This window comes from Microbispora sp. NBRC 16548 (assembly GCF_030268985.1).
GTDB lineage: Bacteria > Actinomycetota > Actinomycetes > Streptosporangiales > Streptosporangiaceae > Microbispora > Microbispora catharanthi.
On record NZ_BSSF01000023.1, the window covers coordinates 1 to 17,233 of the forward strand.

A 17,233-nucleotide genomic window follows, 5' to 3' on the forward strand; every position below is an offset into this window, starting at 1 on the left:
TACGCGGCGGCCAACGCCTTCCTCGACGGGCTGGCCCGGTTGCGGCGCGCGCAGGGACTGCCCGCGGTCTCCCTGGCCTGGGGCCTGTGGGAACAGGCCAGCGGCATGACCGGCCACCTCGGCGAGGCCGGTGTGGGCAGGCTCGCCCGCGGAGGGCTCCTCGGCCTCTCGACGGCGGAGGGCCTGGCCCTGTTCGACGCGTCGTTCGCCGCCGAGGACGCGCTCGTCGTGCCGGCGAAGCTCGACTTCACGGCGCTGCGCGCGCTGGCCGCCGAGGGCGAGCTGCCGTCCCTGCTGCGCGGGCTGGTGCGCCCGCCGCGTACGGCCGCGGCGACCGCCGCCGAGCCGCGCGGCGAGTCGTTGGCCGACCGGCTGGCCCGGCTGCCCGAGGCCAAGCGGACGGACACGGTGCTGGACCTGGTGCGGCGCAACGCCGCCTCCGTCCTGGGCCACGCCACCCCGGACGCGATCGGCGCGGGACGGGCCTTCAAGGAGCTGGGGTTCGACTCCCTCGCGGCGGTCGAACTGCGCAACCGGCTCGCCAGGGCCGCCGGGGTACGGCTGCCGGCGACCCTCGTCTTCGACCACCCGACACCCGCCGAACTGGCGCGACGACTGCTGGAGGAACTCGCGCCGCAGCCCCCGGAGAAGGAGGCCGACGACGTCGCCGCGGCGATCGCGGCCATGGACGTGGACGACCTGATCGAACGGGCCCTGGGAGGTAAGCGATGAACGACGCCAGGATCGTCGAGGCGCTGCGCGCCGCGCTGGTCGACAACGAACGGCTGCGCCAGGAGAACGAGCGGCTAAGGCGGACCACCGCCGACCCCGTCGCCATCGTCGCGGCGGCGTGCCGCCTGCCCGGCGGGGTCGGCTCCCCCGAGGACCTCTGGCAGCTGGTGTCGGAGGGCCGGGAGGGCCTGTCGCCCTTCCCCGAGGACCGGGGTTGGAACCTCGACGAGCTGTTCTCCTCCGACCCCGACCGGAAGGGGACCTCCTACGTCACGCAGGGCGGGTTCCTGCACGACGCCGGCGGGTTCGACGCCGGCCTGTTCGGGATCTCGCCACGTGAGGCGCTCGCCATGGACCCGCAGCAGCGGCTGATGCTGGAGCTGTCCTGGGAGGTCCTCGAACGGGCGGGTCTCGCGCCCACCGCGCTGCGCGGCGCGCCCGTCGGCGTCTTCACCGGCGTCATGTACCACGACTACGCGTCCGGGCTCGGCGAGGTGCCCGGCGACCTCGAGGGCTTCCTCGGCACCGGGACCTCGGGCAGCGTGGTGTCCGGCCGGGTCTCCTACACCTTCGGGCTGGAGGGACCGGCCGTCACCATCGACACCGCCTGCTCGTCCTCCCTCGTGGCCGTGCACCTGGCGGCCCGGGCCCTGCGCGACGGCGAATGCGACCTCGCGCTCGCCGGGGGCGTCGCCGTGATGGCGCTGCCCACGCCGTTCGTCGAGTTCTCCCGGCAGCGCGGGCTCGCCCCCGACGGGCGCTGCAAGGCGTTCGCCGACACGGCGGACGGCACGGGCTGGGCCGAGGGCGCCGCCGTCGTCCTCCTCGAGCGCCTCTCGGACGCCCGTCGCAACGGGCATCCCGTGCTGGCCCTGGTGCGCGGCAGCGCGGTCAACCAGGACGGCGCGTCCAACGGTCTCACCGCGCCGAACGGGCCGTCCCAGCAGCGGGTCATCCGCGCGGCGCTGGACGCCGCGGGGCTGACGCCGGCGGACGTCGACGCCGTCGAGGGACACGGGACCGGCACCCCGCTGGGCGACCCGATCGAGGCCCAGGCGCTTCTCGCGACGTACGGACGGGACCGGCCCGGCGGCCGCCCGCTGTGGCTGGGCTCGCTGAAGTCCAACATCGGCCACACGCAGGCCGCCGCCGGGGTGGCCGGGATCATCAAGGTCGTCGAGGCGCTCCGGCACGGCGTGCTGCCCCCCACGCTGCACGCGGACGTGCCGTCCTCCAAGGTCGACTGGGAGTCCGGCGCGGTCCGGCTGCTGACCGGCCCGCGGGACTGGCCCGGCGAGGGGCGTCCTCGCCGCGCCGGGGTGTCCTCGTTCGGGGTCAGCGGCACCAATGCCCACGTGATCATCGAGGAGGCGCCCGCGGCGGACGACGGAGCCGAACCGCAGGCGGCACCCGTGCCCCCGCCGCCGGCGGAGCTGCCCTGGGAGATCTCGGGAGCGACGGCGGGCGCGCTGCGGGCGCAGGCCGAGCGGCTCGCCGCGTTCACCGCCGAACGCCCCGGCCTGGACCCCGCCGCCGTCGCCGCGTCCCTGGCGACCGCCCGCGCCGCCCTCGCCCATCGCGCGGTCGTCGTGGCGGCCGGCCGGAGCGAGGCGCTGGCCGGGCTGCGCGCGCTGGCGGCGGGCGAGGCCGCCCCCAACCTGGTGACCGGCGTCGCCGACGTCGAGGGCCGTACGGTCCTGGTGTTCCCCGGCCAGGGGGCGCAGTGGCAGGGGATGGGCGTGCGGCTGCGGGAGGAGTCGGCGGTGTTCGCCGGCGCGCTGGCCGAGGTGGAGGCGGCCCTGGGCCCATACGTCGACTGGTCGCTCGCCGAGGCCCTGGAGGGCCCGCTCGACCGGGTGGACGTCGTCCAGCCCGCCTCGTTCGCGGTGAACGTCGCGCTGGCCCGGCTCTGGGAGTCGCTCGGCGTGGTGCCGGACGCGGTCGTCGGGCACTCGCAGGGCGAGATCGCCGCCGCCTGCGTCGCCGGGGCGCTGTCGCTGGAGGACGCCGCGCGTGTGGTGGCGACGCGGAGCCGGGTCATCGCCCGCGGCCTGGCGGGACGCGGCGGGATGGCGTCGGTGGCGCTGCCCGCCGACCGGGTCGCCGCCCGCCTGGAGCGGTGGCACGGCCGGATCGAGACGGCGGCCGTGAACGGGAGCGCCTCGGTCGTCGTCGCCGGAGACCCCGGCGCGCTGGACGAGCTGGTCGACTCCTACGAGAGCGAGGGCGTCCGGGTGCGCCGCATCCCCGTCGACTACGCCTCGCACAGCTCCCACGTCGAGAGCATCCGCGAGGAGCTCCTCGAGGTCCTGGATGGTCTCACTCCCAAGCCGTCCGCCGTCCCCTTCTTCTCCACGGCCGAGGGCGACTGGCTGGACACCACACGGCTGGACGCCGCGTACTGGTACCGCAACCTGCGCGGCGCCGTCCGTTTCGACGTCGCCACCCGGGCGCTGCTAGACGCCGGATATCGAACCTTCGTGGAGGCGAGCGCGCATCCCGTGCTGGCGGCCGAGATCCGCGACGCCGCGGGAACGGCTCCGGTCGCCGTGACCGGCTCGCTGCGCCGGGGCGAGGGGGCGCTGCGCACGTTCCTCCTGTCGGCCGCGGCCCTGCGCGTGCGCGGCGCCGGCATCGACTGGACGGCGCTGCTGCCCGGGCAGCCCGGGCAGCACGGGTTGCCAGGGGGCCCGCGCGTCGAGCTCCCCACCTACGCCTTCCAGCACCGCCACTACTGGCTGAAATCGTCCGCGCCCGCCGCGCGGCCGGTGGGCGGCGCCTCCGTGGACGGCGTGCCGGACGGGCCGGCGGAGGAGGAGCCTACGTCGCCGCTCGCCGCCCTCGCGGGGCTGCCGCAGGACGAACGCCGGGCCATACTGCTGGAGTTCGTCAGGGCGGAGGCGTCGGCGGTGCTGGGGCGTTCGCCCGCCGAGACGCTCGCGCCCGGCGACGTGTTCTTCGAGGCCGGTTTCGTGTCGCTCACCGCCGTCGAGCTGCGCAACCGGCTCGCCGCCGCGACCGGCCTGGAGCTCTCGCCGATGCTGATCTTCGACCGGGCGACCCCCGCCGAACTGGCCGACTACCTGCTGACCGAGCTCGGAGACGACTGACCCATGCCGTTCAAGGTCGACACCTACCTGAAAGCCCTCGACTCCCACGGGCCCGCCGAACCCACCCTCGAGACCCTGCGCGTCCTGCACCACCGGCACCTGGCCGCCTTCCCCTACGACAGCGCGCTCAACGCCGGGCGTGGCACCGCGCTGTGGGCGGGCGTGGACATCGACCGCGACTCCGTGTTCGACGAGATCGTCTCCGGAGGGCGGGGCGGGGTCTGCTACGAGCTCAACGGCCTGTTCCGCGCGTTGCTGCGGGAGCTGGGCTTCGAGACGGGCGTGTTCGCGGCGGGGATCCGCCAGATGGACGACTCCTTCGGCCCCGACCTCGAGCACGTCTTCAACTACGCCCGCCTCGACGGCGAGCTCTTCCTGGTCGACGTCGGCTACGTCGGCCCGTCCTACCTGGAGCCGCTGCGCGTGACCGAGGAGGTCCAGACGCAGCACGGCAGCCGGTTCCGCGTCGTCCCCCGGGACGGCTACCACGTGGTCGAGCGCAGCGGGCGGGCCGGAACCTGGCAGGCGGTCTACCGCTTCCTCGACCGGCCCCGCGACCTGGCCGAATGGCTGATCCCTTCGGAGGAGCTGGAGGGGTTCGCCCGCAGGCTCGCGGGCGCGGCGATCCTGGTCCGGGGCCGGGCCACCGCCACCGGGCAGCGGGTCCTCATCGGCAAGCGCCTGCTCACCGTGGACGACGGGCACGAGACCGTCCGGGTGCTCACCGATCCGGCCGAGCACGAACGCGTCGTCGCGGAGATCCTGCGGCCGGCCGCCACGGCGGAGAGCGCGCGGTGAGCGGGCCCGCCTCCGACGCCGTCACCGCCGACGTGACCGCCGACGTCATCGTCGTCGGGTACGGGCCCGTGGGCCAGGTGACGGCCACGCTGCTGGCCGCGCGGGGCCACCGGGTCACGGTCGTCGAACGCCGGCCGCGGCCGCTGCCCATGCCGCGCGCCGTCTCGTTCGACGGGGAGTCCGCCCGGATCCTCGCCGCCGCGGGCATCGCCGACGCGCTGGGCGAGGTCGGCGAGCCCTCACGCGACTACGTCTGGGTGAACGGCGAGGGCACGACGCTGTTCGAGGTGGAGGTGGCCGACCCCGGCTGGTCCGGATGGCCCGACTCGATCTCCATGTACCAGCCCGGGATCGAGGCGGCCCTGGAGGAACGCGGCGACGCCCAGCCCACCCTCCGAGTGCTGCGCGGCCACCGCGTCACCGACCTCCGCGATCTCGGCGACCGGGTGGAGGTGGCGGTCGACGGCCCCGAGGGCGGCGTGCTGACCGCCCGGTACGTCGTCGGCTGCGACGGCGCCAACAGCTTCGTCCGCGAGGCCGTCGGCGGAACCGCCACCGACCTGCAATTCTTCAACGACTGGCTCACCGCGGACGTGCGGCTGCACACGCCGCGCGCGTTCGTCCCGAACAACCTCCAGGTCTGCGACCCGGCCCGGCCGCGCACCGCCGTGTCGGCCGGCCCCGGGCACCGGCGCTGGGAGTTCATGCGCCTGCCCGGCGAATCCCTCGAGGAGTTCGGCACGGCCGAGAACGCCTGGCGGCTGCTCAAGCTGTTCGGCATCGACGAGAGCGGCGCGACCCTGGAACGGCACGCCGTCTACACCTTCCAGGCGCGGTACGCCGACACCTGGCGCACGGGGCGGGTGCTGATCGCGGGCGACGCCGCCCACCTCATGCCGCCGTTCGCCGGGCAGGGCATGTGCTCGGGCTTCCGGGACGCGGCCAACCTGGCGTGGAAGCTGGACCTGGTCCTCTCGGGCGTCCTGCCGGGGCGGGCCGCCGAGCACCTGCTGGACACCTACACCGCCGAGCGGCGCGCGCACGTCCGGCACGCGATCACCATGTCCATGAACCTCGGCCGGGTCATCTGCCAGACCGACCCGGCCGCCGCCCGCGACCGCGACGCCGTCATGATCGGCGTAAGGGAACGCGGCCTGGCCGCGCCTGCGCCGTCGGCGGTGCACCCGCTGACCGAAGGCCTGCTCGACCGGGACGCCGACGGCCGCCCGCGGGCCCCCGCCGGTGAGCTCGCCCCCCAGGGCCGGGTGCGCCTCGGCGGCCGCGAGGGACTGTTCGACCAGGTCGTCGGGCTCGGCTTCGTCCTGCTCACCACTCGGCCCCCTGAAGAGCTGCTCGACCCCGTCCACGCCGCCGCGCTGGAGCGACTCGGCACGCGCGTCGTGCGGCTGGACGCGGCGGCGGACCTCGACGGGGTCTACCTGCCCTACCTGGCCCGCACCGGCGCGGTCGCGGCGCTCGTGCGCCCGGACTTCTACGTCTTCGGCGCGGCCGGGGGCCGCGAGGGGACGGCCGCCCTGGTCCGCGCGCTGCTCGACGGTCTCGGCGCGGGCCCGTACGCCACGGAGGCCACGGGCGCCGGCGCCGAGGCCGCGGTCAGCCGGCCTTCATGAGCCCGGCCCACAGGTCGGCGGGCAGGTCCTTGCGCCGACGGACGCCCAGCTTGCGGTAGACGCGCGTGAGGTGCTGCTCGACCGTGCTGAGCGTGATGTACAGCTTGGCGGCGATCTCCCGGTTGGTGTACCCGAGAACGGCCAGCGACGCGACGCGGTGTTCGGAGTCCGTCAGGGACGCGATCGCGTCCAGGCCGTCGGCCATCGACTCCGCGTCGCCGAGGTCGGCCTGCACCGACAGCAGCTCCTGGGCGAGCGGCCGCATCCCGCACATGTTGGCCACGTGCAGCGCCTGGCGCAGCAGATGACGGGCACGGCGCCGGTTGCCGGTCGCGTGCACCCGGCTCAGGTCTGCCAGCACGCGCGCCTGCTCGTACCGGTCGCCGGACGCCTCGGCCAGGTCGACCGCCTCGGTCAGCAGGGGGATCCGCCGGCTGGCGGGGCTGGCGGCGGCCAGCAGCCGCAACGCGGGGCCGCGCCCGTCGGGCCGGGAGAGCTGGTCGCGGATGAGACGGCGGGCCTGGTCGCGGTTGCCCAGGCGCAGCCAGGCCTCGGCCGCGTCGGTGCGCCACGACACGGGCCCGGAGGTGTCCAGCCCCCAGCCGCGGATCAGCTCGCCGCAGGCCAGGAAGTCGGCGAGAGCGGCGTGCGCGTGCCCGGTGGCCAGGTAGTGGTGGCCCCTCGCGTACAGGTAGTGCAGGCCGTGGCGGCTGTGGAACATCGCCTCGGGGACGGCGAGGGCCAGGTGCCTGGCGGCCTCGTCGTGATCGCCCGCCCGGGTGGCGGCGAGGACCAGCGTGCCGAGGGGATATCCGACGGCCACGCCCCACGACTTGGGGGAGAGCCGGGTCAGCGCCGACCCGGCCTCGCGCATCGCGCCCGCCAGGTCGCCCATCCGCAACGCGATCTCGGCCTGCGCCGCCGCGAAGAACGCCGTCCGCGTGTCGGCGTGCCCGTCGCCGTCCTCCTCGGCGGACCGCCGGTCGCGCCAGGCCGCCGCCACGTCGAGCCGGCCCGCCCGCAGCACCGTGTGGACGGCCAGCAGCGCGGCCTCGACCGTCCAGGGATTGCGCGGGTGCAGCGGAAGATCGCGCAACACCTGCTCGGCGCGGCCGACCACCTCGTGGCTGCGGCCCCGGGTCAGCCCGTCGGCCAGGATCGCCGCGGCGTGCAGCTGAGGGTCGTCGCCGGGAGCGGGAACGGCGATGCGCCGTTCGACGGCCAGAACGGGGGTGCGGCGGCCCCGGGCCAGCGGCGGGTGCGCGTACGCCAGCCACACCTCGACGTCGCGCGGGCCGCCGGCCTCGGGACGCGCCTCGGCGCGCAGCCGGTTGAGGACCCGCAGCGCCTCCTCGCCGCGCCCGAACCACAGGAGCTGGCCGACGAGGGCCAGCCCATCGGCCTGGCCGAGCCGGCCGGCCACCGCGGAGGTCACCAGCGGCGCCAGGTGCCGGGCGGCGGTCGAGGGGCTGGTCTGCCACTCGGCGCCGGCCAGCCGCACCCGGATCGCCGCGCGCTCCCCCTCGGCGGACAGGTGGCGGTGGGCCAGGCGCAGGCAGCGGGCGGCCTGCTCCGCCCGGTCGTCGAGTAGCGCGTGCTCGGCCGCCTCGGAGAGCACCGCAGGGGCCCATGGGTCCTGGGCGTTGTCGGCCTCGAGGAGGTGCCCCGCCACGCGCGGAGCGGGGGCGCCCTGGTCGTGCAGCAGACGGGCGGCGCGGCTGTGCAGCTCGGAGCGCTCCGCGGGGGTCAGGTCGTCGAGGACCGCGGTGCGCGCCACGGGATGCCGGAACCGGCCCTGGTCGAGGATCCGCGCGGCGTTCAGCGCGTCGAGGGCGGTCTGCGCCGCCTCCGGCGTGAGCGAGGCGAGCCGCCGCAGCTCGCCCGGGTCGGCCGTGTCGCCCAGGATCGCCAGGGCCCGGGCCGCCGCGAGCGTCGCGGACTCGCCGCGGTGCAGGCAGCTCAGCAGGGCCAGCCCGTAGCCCTCCGGGCGGGGTGAGCCGGCGACGCGGACGTCCTCCACCAGCGCGCCCAGCAGGAGCGGGTTGCCGCCGCTGATCTCGTGGAGGTCCGGCGGCGGGGAGCCGAGCCGGCCGGCGGCCACGCGGGCGGTCCCGGCGGGCGACAGCGGCCCCAGCCGCAGCCGGCACAGCTCCGGCCGGCGCGAGAGCTCGGCCAGGAACCTCAGGTGGGGCGGGCGCGGCGACGCCTCGTCGGCCAGCACGACCAGCACCCGCGCCGCCCCCACCCTCCGGACCAGGTGCAGCAGGAAGTGCAGGGAGGGCACGTCCGCGTGGCGGAGGTCGTCCACGGTGATCAGCAGCGGCTCGCGCTCGGCGAGCTCCAGCAGGGCCAGCGACAGTTCGTGATGGATCAGCACGCTCCGCCCCTGCCCCGGGTCGGTGTGCGGGCCGTCCCCGGCCGGCGTCAGATCGGCCAGGAGCCTCCCGACGCGGTCGTCCGGCCCGTCCGGCCGGGGCATGTCCTGGAGGAGCTGCCCGACGACGCCGTAGGGCAGCGCGCGTTCGGCGGGGGAGCAGGAGGCGTGCAGGCAGCGGACCCCGGAGAGCTGGGCGCGCTCGGCGAGGCCGCTCAGGAGGGCGGTCCGGCCGGTGCCGATGGGCCCTTCGAGGAGCGCGACCCTGCCGCGGTGGGACAGGCAGTCCGCGAGCAGGCTGTCCAGTTGACGGATCTGTTCGTGTCGTTCCACCAGTTCGATCACGGAACCCATAGTGGGACGTGACCGCCCACTACACGGCAATCGCGCGTCCATCGCGGACCTGCGCCGGGCGCGGTGAAACCCAGGAGACACCCGCGTGTAACGCGAGTCCGCCCTGAACGGATTCTGATTCCCGCGTCAATATCGCTGTAAACCCGGATGTCTGCTCTCGAATCCCCCTTAGTTGGGACGCCCCGATTGTGCGGAAGATCACGACCCGCCCACGATCGGCTACGCCGTCCGGCCGCCTGCGAAGGAGTCGTCCCATGCCGAGCCGCCGTCAGTTCATCGCCGGGTCCGCCGCCGGGCTCGGCCTGGCCGCCGTCCCGGCGGTCACCTACCCTGTTCTCGCCCGGAGAACGGCGAGCGGGTTCACCGACCTCACCAAGTTCGCCGACCCGCTGCCCATACCGCCCGTGCTGCAGCCGGACTCCACGCTGACCATCCGGCAGCGCGCCGCCAAGGTGCGGCTGCACTCGCAACTGCCCCTCACGCCCGTCTGGACGTACGAGGGGTCCTTCCCCGGGCCGGTCATCGACGTCCGGCGTGGTCAGCGCCTCAGGGTGACCTGGCTCAACCGGATCGAGGGCGCGTTCCCGCTGACCGCCGTCACGGTCCCCTTCACCGGGCTCGACTCGATCCTGAGCCCCGGCCGCGGCGGCGCCCAGCCGCTCGCCGAGGTCTCCACGCTGCCCGCCTGGGTGGTGACCCACCTGCACGGCGGCGTGACGGGCGGCGACAACGACGGCTGGCCGGAGAACGGGATCCCCTTCGGCGCGGGCCAGCTGGCCGAGTATCCCAACGACCAGCGCGCGGCGACGCTGTGGTACCACGACCACGCGATGGACATCACCGCGTACAACGTGATGACCGGGCTGGTGGGCATGTACCTCGTGCGCGACGCGGAGGAGGACGCCCTCAGCCTGCCGTCCGGCCCGCTGGAGATCCCGCTCGTCCTCTGCGACCGCAACCTCGACACCGACGACGCCGGCAAGCCCAACGGGCGGCTGCTGCACAAGGTCGGTTACGTCAACGCCGGGCCGCACGGCGACCAGCAGGTCAACCTGCCGTTCGCCGGTCCCTACAACCTCGTGAACGGGGTCATCTGGCCCTATCTCACGGTCACGCCGCGCTGGTATCGGTTCCGCGTGCTCAACGCCGCCAACGCGCGCACCTACACCCTGGAACTGCAGCAGGAGAACGCCGACGGCACCACCTCACCGGTGCCGGGCGCGCTCGTCCAGATCGGCACGGAACAGGGGCTGCTCGGCGCGCCGGTGCGGCACGACCGGCTGACCCTGGCCCCCGCCGAGCGCGCCGACCTGCTGGTCGACTTCAGCGCGTTCCGCGGCGGGCGGCTCCGGCTGATCGACGCGGGCGGGGGACCGACCGCGCCGCTCGGCCCCGAGATCATGCAGTTCCGCGTCGGCGGCACGAGCGTGACCGACTCCTTCAGCCTCCCCGCCAAGCCGTCGCCGTCGTTCGTGCGGCTCGACGCTACCAAGATCCCGGCCGACCACGTCATCCGGTACGTCGCGGTCGCCACCGACGACGGCACCGCGTCCGGCCACCCCGAGTTGTGGGAGCTGGCGCAGACCGCCGACGACTACACGCCCGTCCCCGGCGACCGCATCGTGCAGATCGTGAAGAACGGGACGACCGCCACGTTCCGTCGGGTGGCGAGCAGCTTCGAGGAGGGCCCGACGTTCTTCGTCGAACTCGACGGATGGGAGGTCTGGAACTTCATCCATCTGGTCGGCCCCAACCACCCGAGCCACATCCACCTGCTGTCGTTCCAGGCGCTGGGACGCGACACCTACACCGTCACCGTCCGCAACGACACGGCTGGCGACGTGGTCACCTACGTCGCCACCTTCGACAGGACCAAGGGGCTGGGACCGGACGAGCAGGGCTGGAAGGACACCATCCGCATTGACGAGCACGACCTCGTGTCGGTCGCGGGCCAGTTCTCCGGGGGAAGCGGACGGTACGTGTATCACTGCCACATCCTGGAGCACGAGGACGAGGGCATGATGCGGCCGTTCGTCGTGGCGCCCAAGCAGGTGCTGGCGCTGATGGAGCACGGCGGGCACCACCACCACTAGCCGAGCGGCTCAGGAGGCCTGGCTCGCCAGACTGTGCAGGCAGGTGACCAGGCTCCGGGCCTCGATGTTGACGTAGTGGCTGTGCCGCAGCAGGCCCACGAGCTGGTGCAGGGTCAGCCACCGGTAGTCCGGCCCGGGATCGGCGGCGTGGTCGGCGTCGGTCTCGATGATCATGTAACGGTTGCGGGCCTGGTAGAACCGGCCGCCCTCCTCCGACAGCAGGCTCGCGAACCGTACGCTCCCGGGCGGCGCGGCCAGCACGTCGTCCAGGAACGGCGGCCGTGCGGCTGCGGGCAGCCACGTGTAGTTGCCCGGCGTGCACTGGACGGTGGGGGCGAGCTCGACGATGTCGAGATAACCCGGCTGCACGCGGGCGTGGACCAGCGCGTGCAGCACGCCGTCCACCTGCTTGACCAGGAACGCGTTGACGCCGATCCCGACCGGCTCGATCAGCGGCTGGCTCCACCTGGCGACCTCCCGGTGCCCGGTCTCCACGCGGACCCCCATGACCCGGAAGAACAGCCCGGACTCGTGCGCGATCTCCTCGGGGGTGCGGCGCCACAGCCGCACGTCGCGCAGCGGGACGCGGCGCGCCCGCACCTCGTGCCTGCTCCGGGTGTCGGTGATCCAGCTGAGGATGTCGCCGATGCCGTGCAGCCCGCCGAACTCCTCGCTGCACGACCGCAGCAGGGACCGCCGGAACTCCTGCCCCTGTGAGGGATAGGACGCCGCCAGCCCGACCCCGGAGAACGGCAGGCACGACAGCACCGTCCGCGCCTCCGCGTTGACCACGGTGTCGCCCGCGAGCAGCCGGTGGATCTGGCCGAGGGTGAGCCAGACGAACCCCTCGCGGAGTTCCACCTCCTCGGTCGTCTCGACGATGATGTTGCGGTTGCGCTTCTGGAAGAACCACGAGCCCTGCTCCGACTGGAGCACGTCGGCGATCACCCGGCGGTTGCGGACATTGCGGAAGTAGTCGAGATAGGGGATCTCGTTTCCCTGGTGCACCCGCGTGTAGTTGCTCCGCGTCGCCTGCACGGTGGGGGAGATCTCGACGCGGCCCGGGTTGCCGGGCTCGTTCTTGGCCTGCACCAGGAAGTGCAGCACTCCGCCGAACTCCTTGGCCAGGATGCCGAGGATGCCGATCTCCGGCTGCAGCACGATCGGCTGGGTCCACGCGGGGACCGCCGCGCCGGCCACCTCCGCGGACACGCCCGTCACGGTGAAGAACCGGCCGGTGTCATGCCCGATGTCCCCCGTGGCGGGATCGGTCGCCCAGCGGTCCAGTTCGTCGAGCGCGACACGCTCCACCCGCGCCACGTCGAGGCGGCGGCGCTCGGCGAACCAGTCGTGGAAACGCGCCAGGGTGGTGACCCCCTCGAACGCCTGCGCCGAGTCGGCGATCCGCACGGCCAGCCGGTGATCTTTGGTCAATGCCGCAAGAATTCCCGACATCTGCCCTCCTCGCAATTCCTCAGTGATGACTCCAATATGCGGGCGATGCGATATTCCACGGGGTCGCCGTTGATATCAGGGGGGCGTTTAGGGGGCCTGTCCGGGGAAATCCGCGGATAAGTCAGGGGGAGCGGCGTCCCTGCGTGTGCCTAGTGTCGTCGCGGGTTCGACCTCTCGCCGACGGAGGCTGCAGGCATGGACGCGGGACCGTTGAGAATCGGCATAATCGGCTGTGCGGGAATCGCCTGGCGGCGCATGCTTCCGGCGCTGGCCGCCGATCCCGGCGTGCGGCTGGTCGCGCTGGCCAGCCGCGACCCCGCCAAGGCGCGGCGCTTCGCCGACCGGTTCGGCGGCGAGCCGGTGACCGGATACGAGGCGTTGCTGGAACGCCGGGACCTCGACGCGGTGTACGTGCCGCTGCCCGCGATGCTGCACGCCGGCTGGGTGGAGCGGGCGCTCGAGTCGGGCCTCCACGTGCTCTGCGAGAAGCCGCTGACCGGGTCGGCCAAGGAGACAGAGGCGCTGGTCGGGCTGGCCGAGTCGCGGGGGCTCGCGCTGCTGGAGAACTTCATGTTCCTGCGCCACTCCCAGCATTCCCGGGTCCGCGACCTGGTCGCGGGCGGCGCGATCGGCGATCCGCTGGCGCTGACCGCCGAGTTCGGCTTCCCTCCGGTGGCCGACGACGACGTCCGCTACCGGCCCGACGTCGGCGGCGGGGCGCTGACCGACGTCGGCGTCTACCCGCTGCGCACCGCCCTCCTCCACCTCGGCGCCGGCCTGCGGGTGCACGGCGCCCACCTGCGGTTCGACGGACGGCGGGGCGTGGACGTGGGCGGGGCGGCGCTGCTGGCGGGGCCGGGCGGCGAGACGGCCCACCTGAGCTGGGGCATGGAGCGCGCCTACCGGTCGCGGTACGCGTTGTGGGGGAGCGCCGGGCGGATCGAGGTGACGTGGGCCTACACGCCGCCGCCCACGCACCAGCCGGTCATCCGGGTCGAGCGCCAGAACCACGTCGAGGAGTTCACGCTGCCCGCCGAGGACCAGTTCGCCGCCGTCGTGGCGGCGTTCGTCGCACGCGTACGCGACGGCGTGCCGTCCGGCCTGGAGGGCGAGCCCCTGCTGGCCCAGGCCCGGCTGGTGGACCAGGTGCGGAGCCTGGCGCTGGGCTCCTGAAGGGTCTGCGGGGGTCTCGAGAGCCGAGGCGCCGGGCCGGGGCGGGGGGTGCCCCGGCCCGGCGCGGGGAGATCAGCCCTCCCACCACCAGCGGTTCTCGCGGTACCACTCGACGGTCGCGGCGAGCCCGGAGGCGAAGCCGACCCGCGGCTCGTAGCCCAGCTCGTCGCGGATCTTGCCGTCGTCGAGTGCGTAGCGGCGGTCGTGGCCCTTGCGGTCCGGGACGTACTCGACCCGGTCCCAGCCCGTCCCGGTCGCCGCCAGCAGCCGTTCCGTGAGCTCCTTGTTGGTCAGGCTCGTCCCGCCGCCGACGTTGTAGATCTCGCCGGGCGCGCCCTTGGTCCGCACCAGTTCGACGGCCCGGACGTGATCGTCCACGTGCAGCCAGTTGCGCACGTTCAGCCCGTCGCCGTACAGCGGCACGCGCCGCCCCTGCAGCAACCTGGTGACGAACAGCGGGATGAGCTTCTCCACGTGGTGGTACGGGCCGTAGTTGTTGGCGCAGCGCGTCAGCCGTACGTCGAGTCCGTGGGTTCGGTGGTAGGCCAGCACGAGCAGGTCCGCGGCGGACTTCGAGGCCGCGTAGGGAGAGCTGGGACGCAGCGGCGCGGTCTCCGGCGGGTAGCCCTCGTCGATCGACCCGTACACCTCGTCGGTGGAGATGTGCACGAACGTCCGCAGCCCGGAGCGGAGCGCGGCGTCCAGCAGCGTCTGCGTGCCGACCACGTTGCTGCGCACGAACTGCGCCGCGGACGCGATCGACCGGTCCACATGGGACTCGGCGGCGAAGTGCACCACCTCGTCGTGCTCGGCGACCAGACCGTCGACGAGCGCCGCGTCGCAGATGTCGCCGTGCACGAACCGGAAGGCCGGGTGCTGTTCGAGGGCGGCCAGATTGGCCGGGTTGCCCGCGTAGGTCAGCGCGTCCAGCACGGTGACCGCCACGTCGCCGGGCCCGTCCGGGCCGAGCAGGGTGCGCACGTAGTGCGAGCCGATGAAGCCGGCGCCGCCCGTCACCAGGATCCTCGTCGTCCCGGCCGGGCGCGGGGCCGTGCGGTTCCGCGTCACGAGATCCGCACCTTGCTGTAGTCGCCGAGGACGAAACGGTGGGCCGCGCGCGTGCGCGGGGCGGGGGTGACCTCCACGGTACGGCCGATGAGAGAGGCCTCGATCCGCCGCACGCCCCGGATGGAGGAGTCGGCGAGCACGATGGAGTACTCGATCTCGCTGTCCTCGACGTGCACGCCCTCCGCGATGGAGGTGAACGGGCCGACGTAGGAGCCGACGATCCTGGCGTCCGGACCGATGATCGCGGGACCGACGATGCGCGAGCCCTTCACGATCGCGCCGGGCGCGATGCGTACCCGGCCGAGGATCTCGGTGTCGGCGTCGACCTCGCCGTGGACCCCGTGTTCGAGGTCCTCCAGCACGGTGCGGTTGGCCTCCAGCATGTCGTCGACGTCGCCGGTGTCCTTCCAATACCCGGTGATGGTCGTGGAACGGACGTCCAGCCCCTCGTCCAGCAGCCACTGGATGGCGTCGGTGATCTCCAGTTCGCCGCGGGCGGACGGGGAGATCGCCCGGACCGCCCGGTGGATCGCGGGACCGAAGAGGTAGGCGCCCACCAGGGCCAGGTCGCTCTTGGGCCGCCGCGGCTTCTCCTCCAGGCGGACGATGCGCCCGTCGGGGCCGAGCTCGGCGACCCCGAAGCGGGTCGGGTCCGGCACTTTGGTGAGCAGCAGCCGGGCGTCGCACGGGTCCGACCGGAATCCGGCCACGATGCCGGCGACCCCGCCGACGATGAAGTTGTCGCCGAGGAAGAGCAGGAAGTCGTCGTCCTCCAGGAAGTCCCGTGCGATGAGGACGCCGTGTGCCAGGCCGAGCGGGGCCTCCTGCCGGATGTAGGTGACCCGGAGGCCGAACTTCGAGCCGTCGCCGACGGCGTGCTGAACCTCCGCGGCGGTGTCTCCGACGACGATGCCGACCTCGGTTATCCCCGCGTCGGCGATGGCCTCCAGGCCGTAGAACAGGATCGGCTTGTTCCCGACCGGCACGAGCTGTTTGGCGGACGTGTGCGTGATGGGGCGCAGCCGAGTTCCAGACCCACCCGAGAGGACCAGGGCTTTCATGGTGCCCATCTTTGGGTGAGGCCGCGCGGCGGGACCCCCTGTCCACTCCTCGCGAACCCCTAGCCGGTGGAAGCGCGGCCCTTACATAGCGTCGCGTTTCACCTGTGACCCGTGTCACCGGCACCGCGCGCGGCATGGACCTGGATCCCGTCGCGGACCGGCTGGAACCGCCCGCTGAATAGGCGAATCGAGCCCGGGCGGGGTCGCAGCGGATCCGCGGCCCGGGCTCTCCCCGGCCCGGGCGCCTGCGGCGGGCGGGCTGTACAAGGCACCGGGGCGTGTGCATTCTGGCGGCGTCGGGCGCCGCCGGCGTCCCGCCCGGCGCCGGACCCCCACCCTACGGCGCGACATACCGCACGTGTCCGTGCGTACGGAAAGAGAGGCGATCCACATGACCACGCCGACCCACGCCCCGGTCTACGCCGACCCGGTGGACCTGGACAAGTACGGCGTCTACGGCGCGACGGCGCTCAAGGTCAGCAACGGTGGCTGGAACCGGCCTCGCTACCCGTTCCAGGGGCGCGTCACCGCCGACGGGTCGAGCGGCTACCGGGCCGAACCGGGCCGCTACCACCTCTACGTCTCGCACCGGTGCCCCTGGGCGCACCGCTCCGCGATCGTCCGCCTCCTCAAGGGCCTCGAGGACGTCGTGTCGCTCTCCTACGTCGACGACGAACGGGACGGGCGGGGCTGGGCGTTCCGGGAGAGGCGCGGCGCCGATCCCGTTAACGGCTTCCGGTTCCTGCGGGAGGCCTACGAGGCGACCGAGCCCGGCTTCGAGGGCCACGTGTCCGTTCCCGTGCTCTGGGACCGGGAGACCCGCCGGATCGTGAGCAACAACTTCCCCGACATCACGATCGACCTCGGCACCCAGTTCGAGGAGTGGGGGGACCCCGAGGTCCGGCTCTACCCCGCCGAGCTGCGGCCGCAGATCGACGAGCTCAACGACTACATCTACGAGAACGTCAACGACGGCACCTACCGCGTCGCCGGCGCGGCCTCGAACGAGTCCTACGAGGAACTGCGCGGCCGGGTGATCTCCGCGCTGGAGCTGCTGGACGACCGGCTGTCCACCCGCCGGTTCCTGCACGGCGACACGATCACCGAGTCGGACATCCGGCTGTGGGTGACGCTGGCCCGGTTCGACCTGACCTACAACCCGTTCGCCAAGATCAGCGAGCGCCGGCTGACGGACTTCCCGAACCTGTGGGGGTACGCCCGCGACCTCTACCAGCGCCCGGCCTTCCGCCGCAGCACCGACCTCGACGCGTTCTCGCACCTCGGCCCGCCCTTCCTCGACGAAGCCGTCACCCGCATCGAGGTCGAGCCCCACCGCGCCGACTGGGACGAGCCGCACGGCCGGGACTCGCTGACCGCCTGAGCC

Annotated in this window: 11 protein-coding genes; 7 read left to right on the plus strand and 4 right to left on the minus strand. The window is 73.6% G+C overall.

Annotated elements, in window-relative coordinates; translation table 11 throughout:
- The 4 genes from QSK36_RS38950 to mhpA form a co-directional block, all read left to right on the plus strand.
- Nucleotides 1-732, plus strand: a 732-nt coding sequence (locus tag QSK36_RS38950; protein WP_285785859.1) for a beta-ketoacyl reductase, incomplete at its 5' end; no start/stop codon positions are given.
- Nucleotides 729-3,842 (plus strand): type I polyketide synthase, encoded by a 3,114-nt coding sequence (locus tag QSK36_RS38955; RefSeq protein WP_285785860.1) that lies wholly within the window; start codon nucleotides 729-731, stop codon nucleotides 3,840-3,842. The genes QSK36_RS38950 and QSK36_RS38955, both read left to right, overlap by 4 nt.
- A gap of 3 nt (nucleotides 3,843-3,845) precedes the next feature.
- Entirely contained in the window at nucleotides 3,846-4,640 is a 795-nt protein-coding gene (locus tag QSK36_RS38960; protein WP_285785861.1) for an arylamine N-acetyltransferase family protein, read from the plus strand.
- Nucleotides 4,637-6,271 carry a bifunctional 3-(3-hydroxy-phenyl)propionate/3-hydroxycinnamic acid hydroxylase MhpA gene (mhpA, locus tag QSK36_RS38965; protein ID WP_285785862.1) on the plus strand — a complete coding sequence of 545 codons (1,635 nt, stop codon included), beginning with the start codon at nucleotides 4,637-4,639 and terminating at the stop codon, nucleotides 6,269-6,271. Before QSK36_RS38960 ends, mhpA begins: the two co-directional genes overlap by 4 nt.
- Here the strand turns inward: mhpA and QSK36_RS38970 are convergent.
- The gene (locus QSK36_RS38970; RefSeq protein WP_221264258.1) at nucleotides 6,255-8,990 is read right to left on the minus strand and encodes an ATP-binding protein; all 2,736 of its coding nucleotides are present in this window, start codon (nucleotides 8,988-8,990) and stop codon (nucleotides 6,255-6,257) included. The genes mhpA and QSK36_RS38970 overlap by 17 nt on opposite strands.
- A 263-nt stretch (nucleotides 8,991-9,253) precedes the next feature.
- Here QSK36_RS38970 and QSK36_RS38975 point away from each other — a divergent pair, with 263 nt between their 5' ends.
- Entirely contained in the window at nucleotides 9,254-11,092 is a 1,839-nt protein-coding gene (locus QSK36_RS38975; RefSeq protein WP_285785863.1) for a multicopper oxidase family protein, read from the plus strand.
- Between the two features lie 9 nt (nucleotides 11,093-11,101).
- On the opposite strand, the gene QSK36_RS38980 is transcribed toward QSK36_RS38975, so the two are convergent.
- Nucleotides 11,102-12,547, minus strand: coding sequence for an NDP-hexose 2,3-dehydratase family protein (locus tag QSK36_RS38980; RefSeq protein WP_285785864.1), 1,446 nt, complete (start codon nucleotides 12,545-12,547; stop codon nucleotides 11,102-11,104).
- 210 nt (nucleotides 12,548-12,757) lie between these two features.
- Between QSK36_RS38980 and QSK36_RS38985 the strand changes: the two genes are divergently transcribed.
- Nucleotides 12,758-13,720 carry a Gfo/Idh/MocA family protein gene (locus QSK36_RS38985; RefSeq protein WP_285785865.1) on the plus strand — a complete coding sequence of 321 codons (963 nt, stop codon included), beginning with the start codon at nucleotides 12,758-12,760 and terminating at the stop codon, nucleotides 13,718-13,720.
- A gap of 72 nt (nucleotides 13,721-13,792) precedes the next feature.
- On the opposite strand, the gene rfbB is transcribed toward QSK36_RS38985, so the two are convergent.
- Complete coding sequence (rfbB, locus tag QSK36_RS38990) at nucleotides 13,793-14,788, minus strand: dTDP-glucose 4,6-dehydratase (RefSeq protein WP_285785866.1); 996 nt, start codon at nucleotides 14,786-14,788, stop codon at nucleotides 13,793-13,795.
- Nucleotides 14,785-15,849, minus strand: coding sequence for a glucose-1-phosphate thymidylyltransferase (locus tag QSK36_RS38995; protein ID WP_183541663.1), 1,065 nt, complete (start codon nucleotides 15,847-15,849; stop codon nucleotides 14,785-14,787). The genes rfbB and QSK36_RS38995 overlap by 4 nt, the downstream gene beginning before the upstream one ends.
- A 391-nt stretch (nucleotides 15,850-16,240) precedes the next feature.
- Between QSK36_RS38995 and QSK36_RS39000 the strand changes: the two genes are divergently transcribed.
- A complete protein-coding gene (locus tag QSK36_RS39000; RefSeq protein WP_285785867.1) occupies nucleotides 16,241-17,230 on the plus strand; it encodes a glutathione S-transferase C-terminal domain-containing protein in 990 nt (329 codons plus the stop codon).
- The last annotated feature ends 3 nt before the right edge of the window (nucleotides 17,231-17,233 follow it).